Here is a 15,581-nt window from a genome sequence, read left to right on the forward strand (position 1 = left end):
CCACATTTTGATCTGTGCAGTGCTGGGGATTTAACGCCGGGTCAGTAACACACCCGATTCCATGTGGTGCGTCCACGGGAACTGGTCAAACAGCGCGCACTTGGTAATCCGGTGCGTGTCATGCAGTTGCGCGATGTTCGCCGCCAGCGTCTCCGGGTTGCAGGAAATGTAGAGGATGTTCTCGAAGCGCCGGGTCAGTTCGCAGGTGTCCGGGTCCATCCCGGCACGCGGCGGGTCGACGAACACGCTACCGAATTCGTAGCTCTTGAGGTCGATACCGTGCAGGCGTCGGAACGGCCGCACTTCGTTCAAGGCTTCGGTCAGTTCTTCAGCAGACAAGCGCACCAGGGTGACGTTATCCACCGCGTTTTCATCGAGGTTGCTCAGGGCCGCATTCACCGAGGTCTTGCTGATTTCGGTGGCCAGCACGTTGCGCACGCGGGTGGCCAGGGGCAGGGTGAAGTTGCCGTTGCCGCAATACAGCTCCAGCAAGTCATCACTGCGGTCGCCCAAAGCGTCGTACGCCCAGTTGAGCATCTTCTGGTTCACGGTGCCGTTGGGCTGGGTGAACGCGCCTTCGGGCTGGCGATAGCTGAAGGTGCGACCGCCGACGTCGAGTTTCTCCACCACGTAATCGCGGCCGATCACATCGCGCTTGCCCTTGGAGCGGCCGATGATGCTGACGTTCAGATCCGCCGCCAGCTTGTTCGCTGCCGTATGCCAATGCTCGTCCAGCGGGCGGTGATAGCACAGGGTGATCATCGCGTCGCCGGCCAGGGTGGTGAGGAACTCCACCTGGAACAGCTTGTGGCTCAGGGCGGCGCTGGCTTGCCAGGCGGCCTTGAGCTGCGGCATCAACTGGTTGATGCGCAGGCTGGCAATCGGGAACTCTTCGATGAGGATCGGCGTGCGCTTGTCGTCCTGGGAGAACATTGCGTAGTGGCGCTGACCCTCTTCGCGCCACAGGCGGAACTCCGCCCGCAGGCGGAAGTTCTGCAACGGCGAGTCGAAAATCTGAGGCTCCGGCGCGTCGAACGGCGCCAGCAGGTCACGCAAGCGCGTGACCTTTTCTTCCAGTTGAACGGTGTAGCTTGCGGCGTCAAAAGTCATGCGTTGAACCAGCCCAGCTTGATCACAAACAGAATCGACAGGATCACCAGCGCCGGGTTCAGCTCACGGTAGCGGCCCGAAAGCAGCTTGATGGCGGTCCAGGCGATGAAACCGAAGGCAATGCCGTTGGCGATGGAATAAGTGAATGGCATCGCCAGGGCGGTGATCACCACCGGCGCGGCGACGGTGATGTCGTCCCAGTCGATTTCGGCCAGGCCCGAGGTCATCAGCACGGCGACGAACAGCAGCGCCGGTGCGGTGGCGAAGGCCGGAACGCTGGCCGCCAGTGGCGAGAAGAACAGCGCCAGCAGGAACAGGATCGCGACCACCACGGCGGTCAAACCGGTACGGCCACCGGCGCTCACGCCCGCCGCCGATTCGATGTAGCTGGTGGTGGTCGAGGTGCCCAGCAGCGAGCCGGCCATGGCCGCCGTACTGTCAGCGATCAGCGCACGGCCCATTTTCGGCATGTGGCCGTCCTTGCCCATGAGACCCGCGCGCTTGGCGACGCCGATCAGGGTGCCGGAGTTGTCGAACAGGTCGACGAACAGGAACGCGAAGATCACGCTCACCAGGCCGATGTCCAGGGCGCCTTTGATGTCCAGTTGCAGGAAGGTCGGCGCCAGCGAAGGTGGCATCGACATCACGCCGCCGAACGGGGTGAAGCCCAGCACGATGGAGGCGATGGTCACCACCAGGATGCCGATCAATACCGCGCCGCGCACTTTCAAGGCTTCCAGCGCAACGATCAGCGCGAAGCCGAGGGTGGCGAGGATCGGTGCCGGTTGTTTCAGGTCGCCCAGGCCCACCATGGTGGCCGGGTTGCTGACCACGATGCCGGCGTTGTGCAGGGCGATCAACGCCAGGAACAGGCCGATACCCGCCGCAATCGCCGAGCGCAGCGGCAGCGGGATGCTGTTGATGATCCATTCACGGATGCGGAAGATCGACAGCAGGAAGAACAGCACCGCCGAGATGAACACGGCACCCAGCGCCACTTGCCAGGTATGGCCCATGTGCAGGACAACGGTGTAGGTGAAGAATGCGTTGAGGCCCATGCCCGGTGCCAGGGCAATCGGGTAGTTGGCAATCAGGCCCATCACGGTGGAGCCGATGGCCGCCGCGAGGCAGGTCGCGACAAAGACCGCGCCCTTGTCCATGCCGGTCTCGCCGAGGATGCTCGGGTTGACGAACAGGATGTAGGCCATGGCCAGGAAGGTGGTGACGCCCGCGAGAATCTCGGTGCGCACATTTGTGTTGTGTGCCTTGAGTTGAAACAGCTTTTCCAGCATGCCTGCTCCCTGTGACGCTATTTTGCGTCGTTATTTGTTGACCTCTAAGTCAAAGCACAAACTGCGCCAAGCGGCTGTGGTTCCAGAGAGGATCGGAAAAAGCGGCGCATCATACCAGCAGCCGAGGGCCAGTGGCGCATAGGCTTGATCATGGCCTTGAGGCATACTGCGCCGACGTTTATTACAGGGTCATCGACAGCATGAAAAAAGCCAGCGCCTGGAGTCTAGCTCTGTTCGGTTGTATCGGCCTGTGGCTCGGTGCAGCACCGACGTGGGGCGCGCCTGCACCGGCGTTGAGCGAGGTACGGGTGTTCAAGGTGCAGTCGGCCAATTGCACGGAAACCATCCCTGAACGGGCCGCCAGCACCCAGATGTGCACGCACCGTGGGCAGACGCTGGTGTACGTGATGGAAGTCGGCCTGGGCAACAGCTCCCAGGCGTTTTTCGACGGCGCGCCGGTGCCCCGTATCAGCACCACCGCCATCTGCCAGGTGGGTTCCATCAGCCAGCCATGCAGCGGCGCGGGAACGTTGATGGGCTACATCTATACGTTCCAGCTGGATAATGTCGAAGCTGGCGGCACGTTCCAGTACAGCAACACCTCGATCAACCCACCGCGCAACCAGTTGGTCACCACCCTCAGCATTCGCTGATCGCCACCCATCAATTGCCTTGAACGCTCATAAACTCCGGAAGTCGGACCGCTAAGACGGCGACTTTTCTGAACGCCGCGGATGCACACCAACCCGTGAGGTGTTTATGAGCGCGACCCCCAATGGCGCGGCGGCCCAGCCGTTCGTCGCCCACTCCATACGCTTGACCCTCAATGGTCAGGACCACTCACTCGACGTATTGCCCTGGACCACGTTGCTGGACCTGCTGCGCGAGCAACTGGACCTGACCGGCACCAAGAAGGGCTGCGACCACGGCCAGTGCGGCGCCTGCACCGTGTTGCTCAACGGTAAACGGGTGAACGCCTGCCTGACCCTGGCGGTGATGTGCGACGGTGCCGAGTTGACCACCATCGAAGGCCTGGCCTCGGGCGACGACCTGCACCCGATGCAAAAGGCCTTTATCAAGCACGACGCCTTTCAGTGCGGCTACTGCACGCCGGGGCAGATTTGCTCGGCGGTGGGCCTGGCCCGTGAAGGCCGCGCCCACGACACTGCGCAAATCCAGGAACTGATGAGCGGCAACCTGTGCCGCTGCGGTGCCTACAACAATATTCGCGATGCCATCGAAGAAGCCTTGCCGGCGTGCCGTGCGCAGGGAGGTGAGCAATGAATCCCTTCCATTACAGCAAACCGGTGGATGTGCAGGAGGCGGTGCACCTGGTCAGCCCGGCCTCGCGATTTATTGCCGGTGGTACCAACCTGTTGGACTTGATGAAAGAAAACATCAGCCGCCCCGAGCACCTGATCGATATCACCGGCCTGCCGCTTCGCGAGGTGGAAGAAACCCCTGAAGGCGGCCTGATGATCGGTGCCCTGGTGAGCAACGCCGACCTGGCCTGGCACCCGCTGATCGAACAACGCTACCCGTTGTTGTCCCAAGCCATCCTCGCCGGCGCCTCGCCGCAATTGCGCAACATGGCCAGCACCGGCGGCAACCTGTTACAGCGCACCCGTTGCTACTACTTCTATGACGCTGCCGTGCCCTGCAACAAACGCGAGCCCGGCAGCGGTTGCCCGGCGCGGGTCGGCTTGAACCGTATCCATGCGATTCTCGGCGCCAGCGATCAGTGTGTCGCCACCCATCCTTCGGACATGTGCGTGGCCCTGGCCGCGCTGGATGCCCGGGTGCATGTGCAGGGTCGGGGCGGTGCGCGGGTGATCGAGTTTGCCGACTTCCACCGACTGCCGGGCGATGCACCCCAGCGGGATAACCAGTTGGCCGATGATGAGTTGATCACGGCTATCGAGTTGCCCGCTGACCACCTGGCTGCCCACAGTCACTACCTGAAAATCCGTGACCGCGCTTCCTATGCGTTTGCGCTGGTATCCGTCGCGGCGGCGCTGGAGCTGGAAGGTGACGTGATTGTCGACGCCCGCCTGGCCTTGGGCGGCGTCGCCCACAAACCCTGGCGTGACCGCGCGGTGGAAGCCGCGCTGATCGGCCAGTCCGTCAGCCGCGAAACGTTCAGCACTGCCGCCGAAACCTTGTTGCTGGACGCCGAGCCGCTGGAGCACAACGGCTTCAAGATCAAACTGGCACGCCGCGCGATCATTCGCGCCCTGAGCGATGCCGCTGTTGCGGGAGCCACATCATGAGTGCGATCGGCAAGCCGTTGGACCGGGTGGACGGTCTGCTCAAAGTGACCGGGCAAGCGCGATATGCCGGGGAATTCCCCGAGGATGACCTGCTGCACGGCAGTGTGGTGTCGAGCAACATCGCCAAGGGCCGGGTGGTCCGCATCGATGCTTCCAAAGCCCTGGCGCTGCCCGGGGTAGTGATGGTGCTTGATCACCTCAATCGCCCGAAACTCGCCAGCTACGACGACAGCTACGCCGATGCCGATGCCGCCGATGGCTCGCCATTTCGCCCGCTGTACAACGACCGCGTGCTGTATAGCGGCCAGCCATTGGCATTGGTGATTGCCGATAACCTGGAACTGGCGCGTCATGCCGGCTCTCTGGTGGAGATCGAATACGCCGCCGAGCCTGCCGAGACCGACCTGCTGGCCTTGCAGGAACAGGCCCACCCATCGCCGCAAACACCGCCAAAGCCGCGCGGCAACTTCCAGGCCGAATGGACCGGCGCCGCCACGAGCCTGGATCTGCACTACAGCACGCCCATCGAACACCACAACCCGATGGAGCCACACGCCAGCACCGTGCTATATCAGCCCGACGGCACCCTGCATATCCACGACAAGACCCAGGGCCCGCAGAACTGCCAGGCCTACGTGCAGAAAGTCTTCGGCCTGGATAAGAGCCAGGTGCGAATCTTCGCTGCGTTTGTCGGTGGTGCGTTCGGTTCCGGCCTGCGGCCGCAGTACCAGTTGCCGCTGGCGGTGATGGCATCGCTGGCCTTGAAGCGTTCGGTGCGCGTCACCCTCACACGCCAGCAGATGTTTACCTTCGGCTATCGCCCGCGCACCTTGCAGCGCCTGCAAGTGGGCGCGGCCGCCAATGGTCGCTTGCTCGCCCTGGGCCACACCGCCATCGGCCAGACCTCGCGCTTTGAGGACTTCAGCGAGCACGTGGTGGAATGGAGCGGCATGCTCTACCACTGCGACAACGTGCTGTTGACCTACAAACTGGTGCCGCTGGATGTGTCCACGCCGTTGGACATGCGTGCACCCGGCGCAGCCCTCGGGTTGATCGGCCTGGAGTGCGCCATGGACGAACTGGCCTGCACCCTGGGCATCGACCCGGTGCAACTGCGGCTGATCAACTACGCCGAGCGCAATCAGAACGAAGACAAGCCCTGGTCCAGCAAAGCCTTGCGTGAGTGTTACAGCGAAGGTGCCGAGCGTTTCGGCTGGAGCCAGCGCAACCCGGAACCGCGAAGCATGCGTTATGGTCGCCAACTGATCGGTTGGGGCATGGCCGGCGGTGTGTGGGAGGCCTTGCAAATGAAGGCCAGCGCCAAGGCGCGGATCGATCACCTGGGCAAGCTTACGGTCAGCAGTGCCACCACCGATATCGGTACCGGCACTTATACGGTCATGACCCAGATTGCGGCCCAGGCCAGTGGTGTTCCGGTGGGTGACGTGACGTTCCTGCTGGGGGATTCCTCGCTGCCGACGGCGCCGCTGCAGGGTGGCTCGTTTACCGTGTCGTCGGTGGGCAGCGCGGTCCAACAGGCGTGCGAGGCGTTGAATGCCAAGCTGCTGGAGATTGCGCGCAAGACTTACCCCGCCTTTAAAGACGCCGAATCAGCGCGGTTTGAAAACGGCCAGCTGCATGCCGGTGACCAACGCATCTCCCTGGCGCAACTGGTTCAGGACAGCGGCGAGCAGGCGCTGGAGGTGCAGGTGGACTGCGAGCCGGGCAAGCAGCGCGAAGGCTACGCCTCAGCCACGCATTCGGCGGTGTTTGTCGAAGTGCGGGTGGATGAGGACCTGGGCACTATCAAGGTCAGCCGGGTGGTCAGTGCGATTGCGGCCGGGCGCGTGGTTAATCCGAAGATGGCCCGCAGCCAGATTCTCGGCGGTGTGGTCTGGGGTATTGGCATGGCGTTGCATGAAGAGACGCAGATTGACCATCAATTAGGCCGCTATATGAATCACAGCCTGGCCGAGTATCACATCCCGGTAAATGCGGACATTGGCGAGATTGACGTGCTGTTCGTCGAAGAACACGACGAGATCGTCAACGCCCTGGGTTCCAAGGGCGTCGGCGAGATCGGGATTGTCGGGGTGGCGGCGGCGGTGGCCAACGCGGTGTATCACGCCACCGGCAAGCGGGTGCGGGACTTTCCCGTCACCCTCGACAAGGTGTTCTAAACCTTGGCGGGTTCCTCCACCGGTACATGCATACGGTCGCGGTTGGCCAGGGTCGGGAACAGTTTGATCCAGACCCCGGTCACCACCAACGTGCCGATGCCGCCCATGACCACGGCGGGCACGGTGCCGAACCAGTGGGCGGTGATCCCGGACTCAAACTCGCCCAACTGATTCGACGCGCCGATAAACAGCCCGTTGACCGCGCTCACCCGGCCGCGCATTTCATCGGGGGTTTCCAGTTGCACGAACGAGGCGCGGATCACCATGCTGATCATGTCCGCTGCGCCCAATACCACCAGCACGGCCAGGGAGAACCAGAACGAGGTCGACAGGCCGAATGCAATGGTGGCTACGCCAAACACCCCAACCGCCGTAAACATGATCCGCCCCACATGCCGGTCCACGGCAAACCGTGCCAGCCACAACGACATCAACAAGGCCCCGACCGCTGGCGCCGAACGCAGCAGCCCGAGGCCCCATGCTCCGGTCAGCAGAATGTCCTTGGCAAACACCGGCAGCAACGCGGTGGCGCCGCCCAGCAGTACGGCGAACAGGTCCAGGGAAATCGCCCCGAGAATGTCCGGCCGGCTGCGGATAAAACGAATCCCGGCCAGCAGCGAGTCCATGGTCGCCTTGGCCTTGTTCAAGGGCGTCTGGCGTGCGGGCAGGTTCAGGGTCAGGACGCAGGCAATCAGGTACAGTACCACCGTGGGGCCGTACACCCAGACGCTGCCGAAGGCGTATAACAAACCGCCCAACGCTGGCGCCACGATGGTGGCCAGTTGCTGTGCCGATTGCGACGACGCTACGGCGCGGGGGAACAGTGCGGTGGGCACTATGCTCGGCAGCATGGCTTGGGTGGTGGGCATTTCAAACGAGCGGGCTGCGCCCAGGAGGAATGCCAGGATAAAAATCATCTCGCGGGTGACATTGCCGGTCAGTCCGCCGATCGCCAGGGACAGCGCGATCAAGGCTTGAACGGTCTGGCAGATGGCTGCGACCTTGCGCCGTTCATAGCGGTCGGCCACATGGCCGGTGTGCAGCATGAACAGCACCCGCGGCACGAATTCCACCAGGCCGACCAAACCCAGGTCCAGCACGTTGCCGGTCAGTTGGTAGAGGTTCCAGCCGATGGCCACGGTGAGCATCTGGAAGCCGCTGGCGGTGAATATCCGCGCCAGCCAGAACGCGATGAAAGGGCGGTGGTGACGTAACAGCAGCGCGGGTTCACTGGGCATCGGGGAGACGGGTCTGGGTGGGGGAACGGTGAGGTTATCACCAACTTGTAACCAATAGTTGCGTAGGTGGGTTGGGCGGGGGATATGTGCAGCTGATTGGGTACATATCCGTTGCTGCGGTAACGGCCACTTATGGTTCCGCTCTTACAGCGGGTCACTTTTGGCAAACGCCCTGTACGGACCGGACACATGGTTGACGGGTGTGCGGGGACATGGTGGACACTTTTCGGCGAGCTAACTTCGCCGGAAAACCATCATGCCCTGGGACACGAGAGATGCCATGAGCCTGAAAGAAGAGTTTGTCGCCTTGGCGCGGCAACCCGGCAGTAATAAACGAGAACTGTGTCGACGATTCGGTATCAGCCCCCAAACGGCGTACAAGTGGCTCGATCGCTACGAGACGCAAGGCCGGTCGGGGCTGCAAGAGAAGTCCCGCAAACCTGTCACCAGCCCCAAGCTGACCAACACCACTCTAGAGACGGCGGTCATAGCGCTCAGGCAAGAGCATCCAGCGTGGGGTGGGCGCACGATCAGCAGCATTTTGAAAAAACAAATCGCTCCCAGCACCGTTACTAATGTTCTGCACCGACACGGGCTAATTCAGCCTGCTCAGAAGGAACAAGCGGCAAAGTTGAGATTTGAACACGATGCGCCTAACGATCTTTGGCAGATGGACTTCAAAGGGCATTTCCCGACGCAACAAGGCCGATGCCATCCCCTGACCCTGCTGGACGACCACTCGCGATTCAACCTGGCGATTCAGGCCTGTGATAACGAGCGTGGGACCACGGTGAAAGAGAAAATGATCGAAGTGTTCCAGCGCTTCGGATTACCGGCTCGCATCAACGTCGATAACGGCCCGCCCTGGGGCTCGCCACGCAACCCTGGCGAAATCACAGAGCTGAGTATCTGGTTGATTCGCTTAGGAATTCGGATCAGCTTTAGCCGTCCTTACCACCCCCAAACCAATGGAAAGATTGAGCGTTTCCATCGGTCACTCAAGGCCGAAGTGCTTGATGGGCGTCAGTTTTCCACGATCAAGGAAGCTCAAACAGCATTTGATCAATGGCGTGAGGTTTATAACTTGCAACGGCCTCATCAAGCGTTGGACTACAAGGTGCCGATGGACCGGTATCGAGCCAGCCCATGGGCTTATCCGCAGCAGTTATCGGAGTTTGAATACGGACCGGACGACGTATTGGCCAAGGCTTATCACAGCCGATTCCGCTTTCAGAAACGCTATTTCAGCATCGCTAAGGGTCTGGCTGGGCATCACCTCGCCATACGTCCTAATCCTGAAAGTGATGGGCTTTTTGACGTCTACTTTTGCCATCACTTCCTACGAACAATCGACGTGAGCAAGCCAGACTATGGTCCATAATGTGTCAACCATGTCCCCGCACATGTGTCCACCATGTGTCCGGTCCGTACAGCAAACGCCCCAAAAGTAACCAAAAGGTCTTTGCCCCACCACTCGGTGCCTCGCTTAGGCTCGGCATGCCCGCACTCCGGCCCGGTTCCGCGGGCCGCCGCGACGGGCCATCCATGGCCCGGCGCGGCTAAATCGGCTTCCCTGCCGATTTACCCGCTCCACCGTGCCTACTTGCGGCCATCGTGGTTAACGGGGCCCGCAGATCAAAATCAAAAGCAAGAGCACAGCGGCCTACAGGCCGGCTTGAGTGTTGAAAAGCAAAAGCAAAAACCAGAGCGAAAACAAATCTGCTTTTCTGTGGGAGCGGGCTTGCTCGCGAAAAACCTGAGAGCGCCGTGTTGAATCAGGATGCCCGCGTCATCGTTAACGACCTTCGCGAGCAAGCCCGCTCCCACATTTTTGACCGTGCCCGCTTTAGCTTTTGATTTTGCTTTTAACACTCAAGCCGGCCGGGAGGCCGCTGTGCTCTTGATCTGCTTTTGATCTTGATCTTAGGCGCCCCGTTAAACCACGCTGGCCGAACGCAGGCTTTGGAGCGTGGGTAACCTGGCAGGACGCCAGGTTAGCCGTCCTGGGCCAGGGATGGCCCATGACGGCGGCCCACGGTCCAAAGCCGGAGTGAGGGCACTCCGAGCCCAGGCGAGGAGCCGAGTGGTGGGGCAAGAGCGTTTTGCTTACTTTTGCGCTCTTCAAAAGTGAGCCGCTGTAAGAGCGGAACCATAGGTGGCCGTTACCCAGATAACGGATATACACCCAAAGCACGCCCAATCTCACCAAAGACAACACCCAGCCACCACTGAGGCAACCTGTCACGCGGCAAAAGACCACGCCTTGCTCTCGCGAAAATGGGACTACTCTTTCAGCAATGCTTGATCCAGATCAAAACCCTCGCCGGAATTGCTCTGGCGGCCGCAAGGCCAGAATCCCTGCGTGATTGGTTATAAAAAGAAACGAATTTGAATTCGCCACACTCCATATCCGTGGGGGCAGTGGGTGCAGGCCTCCAGCCAGCATTCGGTATTACCTGACAGAGGAAGACTTATGTTCGGTTTGGAGGCGCTAGATCTCGCCCGAATTCAATTCGCGTTCACCATCTCATTCCATATCCTGTTCCCGGCCATCACCATCGGCCTGGCCAGTTACCTTGCGGTGCTGGAAGGCCTGTGGCTCAAGACCCACAACGACACCTACCGTGACCTCTACCATTTCTGGTCGAAGATCTTTGCCGTCAACTTCGGCATGGGCGTGGTCTCCGGTCTCGTCATGGCCTATCAGTTCGGCACCAACTGGAGCCGCTTCTCGGACTTCGCCGGCGCCGTCACCGGGCCGTTGCTGACCTATGAAGTACTCACGGCGTTCTTCCTCGAAGCCGGTTTCCTGGGGGTCATGCTGTTCGGCTGGAACAAGGTCGGGCGCAAGCTGCACTTCTTTGCCACGGTGATGGTGGCCGTCGGCACGCTGATCTCGACTTTCTGGATTCTCGCCTCCAACAGCTGGATGCAGACACCACAGGGCTTTGAAATCATTGATGGCCGGGTGATCCCTACCGACTGGCTGGCCGTGATTTTCAACCCGTCGTTCCCCTACCGCCTGATGCACATGGCCACGGCAGCCTTCGTCGCGACCGCGTTCTTCGTCGGTTCTTCGGCAGCCTGGCACTTGCTGCGCGGCAAGGACAACCCGGCGATCCGCACCATGCTGTCGATGGCGATGTGGATGGCGCTGATTGTCGCGCCGATCCAGGCGGTCATCGGTGACTTCCATGGCCTGAATACCCTGAAGCATCAGCCGGCGAAGATCGCCGCGATTGAAGGCCACTGGGAAAATATCGGCAACGAGCCCACGCCGCTGATCCTGTTCGGCTGGCCGGACATGAAGGCTGAAAAAACCAAGTTCGCGGTGGAAATCCCGTACCTGGGCAGCCTGATCCTGACCCACTCCCTGGACAAGCAGGTGCCGGCCCTCAAGGAGTTCCCGCCTGAGGACCGTCCGAATTCGACCATCGTGTTCTGGTCGTTCCGGGTCATGGTGGGCCTGGGCTTCCTGATGATCTTCACCGGCCTGTTCAGCCTCTGGCTGCGCCGTGGCGACAAGATGTACACGTCCAAGCCGTTCCTGTACCTGGCGCTGTGGATGGGCCCGTCCGGCCTGATCGCGATTCTCGCCGGCTGGTTCACCACCGAAATCGGCCGGCAGCCGTGGGTGGTCTACGGGCTGATGCGCACGGCGGACGCTTCGTCCAATCACAGCTTTGCGCAGATGAGCATTACGTTGGTGTTGTTTGTGGTGGTGTACTTCGCGCTGTTCGGCGCGGGCCTGGGCTACATGATGCGCCTGGTGCGCAAAGGTCCTGTGACCCACGAAAGCACCGAGCCTACTCACGGTGGTCCTGGGCAGAAACGCACACCGGCCCGTCCGTTGTCGGCGGCTGATGACAGTGCCGATGCCGATCACGGCGACACCTTGAACAAGGGGAACTGAGCCATGGGTATTGATCTTCCGCTGATCTGGGCCGTGATCATCATCTTCGGCATCATGATGTACGTGGTCATGGATGGCTTCGACCTGGGGATCGGCATTCTCTTCCCGTTCATCCCAGGCAAGACTGACCGTGACGTGATGATGAACACCGTCGCTCCCGTGTGGGATGGCAATGAAACCTGGCTGGTACTCGGCGGCGCGGCGTTGTTTGGCGCGTTTCCGCTGGCCTATTCGGTGGTGCTCTCGGCGCTGTACCTGCCACTGATGCTGATGCTGATCGGGCTGATCTTTCGAGGCGTGGCGTTTGAATTCCGCTTCAAGGCCAAGGACGACAAGCGTCACCTGTGGGACAAAGCCTTCATCGGCGGCTCGCTGGCGGCGACGTTCTTCCAGGGCGTAGCGCTGGGGGCGTTCATTGATGGCATTCCAGTGGTCGACCGCCAGTTTGCCGGCGGTTCACTGGATTGGCTGACGCCGTTCACGATGTTCTGCGGCGTGGCCCTGATCGTGGCGTATGCGCTGCTGGGTTGCACCTGGCTGATCATGAAGACCGAAGGCAGCTTGCAGGAGAAGATGCACAACCTCGCACGGCCCCTGGCCTTCGTGGTGCTGGCGGTGATCGGCATCGTCAGCCTCTGGACGCCACTGGCTCATCCGGAAATCGCGTCGCGCTGGTTCACCCTGCCGAATCTGTTCTGGTTCCTGCCGGTGCCGATCCTGGTGCTGGTGACCATGTACGGCCTGATTCGCGCCGTGGCCCGGAATGCGCACTACACGCCGTTCCTGCTGACGCTGGTGCTGATCTTCCTCGGCTACAGTGGTCTGGGGATCAGCCTGTGGCCGAATATCATCCCGCCATCGGTATCGATCTGGGACGCCGCCGCGCCGCCGCAAAGCCAGGGCTTCATGCTGGTGGGCACCTTGTTCATCATCCCGTTCATCCTGGGCTACACCTTCTGGAGCTACTACGTGTTCCGCGGCAAGGTCACCCACGAAGACGGTTATCACTAGGAGGATTGACTCATGTCCGGCAAACCTTCGTTGCACGACATCGAACAGGCCGAGAAAAAGCCGCTCTGGCAGCGCCTGGGCTGGCTGGCGATGATTTGGACCGGCAGCGTCCTGGCCCTGTTCGTGGTGGCCAGCCTGATGCGCATGTTCATGAATGCCGCGGGCCTGACCACCCACTGACATCCCGTTGTAACTATTGCCCTCCTTTATGGAGGGCTTTTTTATTTGCGCGCTTTGAGAATCACGAACTTCGGCGTGGCCGCCACTTGCTCGACACCGCGGAACAAACGCGCCAGCTTGCTGTGGTAACCCAAGTGACGGTTGCCGACGATATACAGGGCGCCGCCTACCACCAGTGCTTCCCGTGCCTGCTGGAACATGCGCCAGGCGAGGAAATCACCCACCACTTGCTGCTGGTGGAACGGCGGGTTGCACAGCACCACGTCCAGTGATTGCGCTTCTTGATCGGCCAGGCCGTCGCCGGGGCGAATCAGCACGTCGCGCTCACCCAGTGCCGCGCGCCAGTTCTCGGCGGCCGATTGCACAGCCATATAGGACTCATCCACCAGCGTGTACTGCGCCTGCGGATTCTGCAGCGCGCTGGCAATTGCCAGTACGCCGTTGCCACAGCCCAGGTCTGCTACCCGGGCGTCCCCCAGGTTTGCCGGAAGGTGCGGCAGGAAGGCTCGGGTGCCGATATCCAGGCCTTCGCGGCAGAACACGTTGGCGTGGTTGAGCAGTTCGATAGCCGGGGTTTCCAGGCTGTAGCGTGTCGGGTAGGGCGATACGGCGTGCGGCCGGTCGGCCAGGGTAGCGATCAGCAGGCGGGCCTTCTTGACCGCAAGAGAGGCGTGCATCGGCCCGATAAAGCGCTCCAGCAATTCACCGGCGGCCCGTGGCAAGTGCTTGACCATCGCCCCGGCAATCACCTCGGCGCCGGGTGCCAGCTGGCCTTGCAGGCGAATCAGTTGTTCTTCGAGCAAGGCCAGGGTTTTCGGCACGCGGATCAGTACACGGTCGAACGGTCCGGTCGGCGTCTGGCTGGCGGGCAGGAACATTACCGCGTCGAAAGCCTTGCCGTTGCGCGCGAGGTTTTTCTCCAGGCCCAGGGCGCCGAGGAACGAGTCACCGCTGGAGGTGACCTGCACATGCCCTTCAAGGCTGGCCGCCAGCGCGCCGAAACTGTCGTTGAGCACCAGCACGCGGGTCGCCGGCGTCAGCTGTTGTTCCGCCAGGTAGCTGAGCAAATACTCATCGGCTGCATCAAACGCTTGCAGCGGGTCGTTGTGCTGTTCTGGCTGACGGATCAGGTCGAGTTGGGCGAAGGGGCTGTCGAGCAGGGGCATGGCGGGGGAGACTCTGGGTAAGCGAACCATCGGGGTGAGCGGCGACGCGAGGGCATCAGGGGCTCGCGTCATCACCCGTAACTGGCCGCAAATGTTACGTTTTTTTCCCCTGGATTACATGCGGTGTTTAAAACAACCCGCATTTGACTGCCGTGATCACTGCGGCAATCTTGTTGCTGACGCCCAGTTTCTTCATCGCACTGCTGATATGGAAGCCGACCGTGCGTTCGGACAGGCACAGGATGGTGGCGATGTCCGAGGCGGTCTTGCCCATGGCCGACCATTGCAGGATCTCGGTTTCACGCGGGGTCAATTTGCTGGGCGCTTGCGGACTGGGATTGTCTGCATATTTTTTGGCCACCACCGCGTGCATGGCGTGGCAAATCCAGAGCACTTGTCCGGCTTTTTCATAGAGTTCTTCAGGGCCCACTGGGCCGGTGGCACGCCCCAGGCTCAACATGCTGAAAACACCCTGGAAGTCATGAACCGATTGGCTCCATCCGAAATTCAATCCGTTGGACTGGGCATGAGCCCATAGGTCCGGTACCGAAGAAAAGGTTTTCTCGTCCCATACGATCGGTAGAACCGAGCGTTTGCAATGCGCAACCACAGGGTCGAGATCAAAGTAGTGTTCTTGTCTGTACAGCGTATTCCACTCATTTGAATAGTTGTTGAGGTTGACGGTTTTCGTTTGGCTGTTGGGTAGATGAGAACTAAGGGTGAATGCGCAGTATTGGAAGCCAAGCTCGTAGGTAAGGTTGAGGGCAGCTTCGTACATGCTGGTTATTTCGCTTTCCCCTTCGAGTTTGGGCAGGCGAGCGTTGTGCCAGTTGACCATCTGTAACTCTCCATGTGTACGGTTTTTACATGGGGTACTTCCAAGGCCCCCGGTTACAACATGAAAAAATAGTGTAGGACAACGGCTACAGGTCAAAATAAAAAATTTGCTTACGTACAGTCTGGCGTTAGGCTAATAACGGTTGTACAACCTGGCTACGGCGTACAAGTTCCAGGTGCTCGATAAGATTTTTCTATTTTTTTTAAGGACTTGCTTTGAATGCAACTAGTTAATATTTGGTTACATTCCATCATCTAATGGCTAGTTGGAAGGCGGCTAATAGCCAAATATTTAGTACCGCCCAGCGGTTGGCCCTATGCGCAGCGGCAATGCCAGCACAAACCATCGGTGTTTCCAGGCGGCGCTTTGAGGGACACTAGGCG

At 60.6% G+C, this 15,581-nt stretch carries 13 protein-coding genes; 8 read left to right on the forward strand and 5 right to left on the reverse strand.

What is annotated here, in order from left to right; all coding sequences use genetic code 11:
- Positions 1–30: 30 nt before the first annotated feature.
- Entirely contained in the window at positions 31–1,110 is a 1,080-nt protein-coding gene (gene trmA, locus ACUN0G_RS17290; protein ID WP_445573893.1) for a tRNA (uridine(54)-C5)-methyltransferase TrmA, read from the reverse strand.
- The gene (locus ACUN0G_RS17295; RefSeq protein WP_003215557.1) at positions 1,107–2,402 is read right to left on the reverse strand and encodes an NCS2 family permease; all 1,296 of its coding nucleotides are present in this window, start codon (positions 2,400–2,402) and stop codon (positions 1,107–1,109) included. The genes trmA and ACUN0G_RS17295 overlap by 4 nt, the downstream gene beginning before the upstream one ends.
- Positions 2,403–2,602: 200 nt before the next feature.
- Here ACUN0G_RS17295 and ACUN0G_RS17300 point away from each other — a divergent pair, with 200 nt between their 5' ends.
- From ACUN0G_RS17300 to ACUN0G_RS17315, 4 genes are all read left to right on the forward strand, one after another.
- On the forward strand, positions 2,603–3,055 hold the full coding sequence (locus ACUN0G_RS17300) for a DUF4879 domain-containing protein (protein WP_445573894.1): 453 nt from the start codon (positions 2,603–2,605) through the stop codon (positions 3,053–3,055).
- Between the two features lie 106 nt (positions 3,056–3,161).
- Positions 3,162–3,686, forward strand: a complete 525-nt coding sequence (locus ACUN0G_RS17305; protein ID WP_258348292.1) for a (2Fe-2S)-binding protein — start codon at positions 3,162–3,164, stop codon at positions 3,684–3,686.
- Positions 3,683–4,672 carry an FAD binding domain-containing protein gene (locus ACUN0G_RS17310; protein ID WP_421526035.1) on the forward strand — a complete coding sequence of 330 codons (990 nt, stop codon included), beginning with the start codon at positions 3,683–3,685 and terminating at the stop codon, positions 4,670–4,672. Before ACUN0G_RS17305 ends, ACUN0G_RS17310 begins: the two co-directional genes overlap by 4 nt.
- Positions 4,669–6,852 (forward strand): xanthine dehydrogenase family protein molybdopterin-binding subunit, encoded by a 2,184-nt coding sequence (locus tag ACUN0G_RS17315; RefSeq protein ID WP_445573895.1) that lies wholly within the window; start codon positions 4,669–4,671, stop codon positions 6,850–6,852. Before ACUN0G_RS17310 ends, ACUN0G_RS17315 begins: the two co-directional genes overlap by 4 nt.
- On the opposite strand, the gene ACUN0G_RS17320 is transcribed toward ACUN0G_RS17315, so the two are convergent.
- Positions 6,849–8,090: an MFS transporter gene (locus tag ACUN0G_RS17320; protein ID WP_421526034.1), complete on the reverse strand. Its 1,242-nt coding sequence runs from the start codon at positions 8,088–8,090 to the stop codon at positions 6,849–6,851. The genes ACUN0G_RS17315 and ACUN0G_RS17320 overlap by 4 nt on opposite strands.
- A 256-nt stretch (positions 8,091–8,346) precedes the next feature.
- On the opposite strand from ACUN0G_RS17320, the gene ACUN0G_RS17325 reads away from it, so the two are divergent.
- The 4 genes from ACUN0G_RS17325 (at position 8,347) to ACUN0G_RS17340 (ending at position 13,194) form a co-directional block, all read left to right on the forward strand.
- The gene (locus ACUN0G_RS17325) at positions 8,347–9,471 is read left to right on the forward strand and encodes an IS481 family transposase (protein WP_421553410.1); all 1,125 of its coding nucleotides are present in this window, start codon (positions 8,347–8,349) and stop codon (positions 9,469–9,471) included.
- Between the two features lie 1,092 nt (positions 9,472–10,563).
- Complete coding sequence (locus ACUN0G_RS17330) at positions 10,564–12,003, forward strand: cytochrome ubiquinol oxidase subunit I (RefSeq protein WP_008432808.1); 1,440 nt, start codon at positions 10,564–10,566, stop codon at positions 12,001–12,003.
- Positions 12,004–12,006: 3 nt separating this feature from the next.
- A complete protein-coding gene (gene cydB / locus ACUN0G_RS17335) occupies positions 12,007–13,014 on the forward strand; it encodes a cytochrome d ubiquinol oxidase subunit II (protein WP_008432810.1) in 1,008 nt (335 codons plus the stop codon).
- Between the two features lie 12 nt (positions 13,015–13,026).
- Positions 13,027–13,194, forward strand: coding sequence for a DUF2474 domain-containing protein (locus ACUN0G_RS17340; RefSeq protein WP_003215809.1), 168 nt, complete (start codon positions 13,027–13,029; stop codon positions 13,192–13,194).
- A 41-nt stretch (positions 13,195–13,235) separates the two neighbouring features.
- Here the strand turns inward: ACUN0G_RS17340 and ACUN0G_RS17345 are convergent, their stop codons facing one another.
- Entirely contained in the window at positions 13,236–14,360 is a 1,125-nt protein-coding gene (locus ACUN0G_RS17345; protein WP_445573896.1) for a methyltransferase, read from the reverse strand.
- Positions 14,361–14,487: 127 nt separating this feature from the next.
- Positions 14,488–15,198, reverse strand: coding sequence for a helix-turn-helix transcriptional regulator (locus ACUN0G_RS17350; RefSeq protein WP_445573897.1), 711 nt, complete (start codon positions 15,196–15,198; stop codon positions 14,488–14,490).
- Positions 15,199–15,581 lie beyond the last annotated feature (383 nt).

This window comes from Pseudomonas sp. 32A (genome assembly GCF_052682255.1).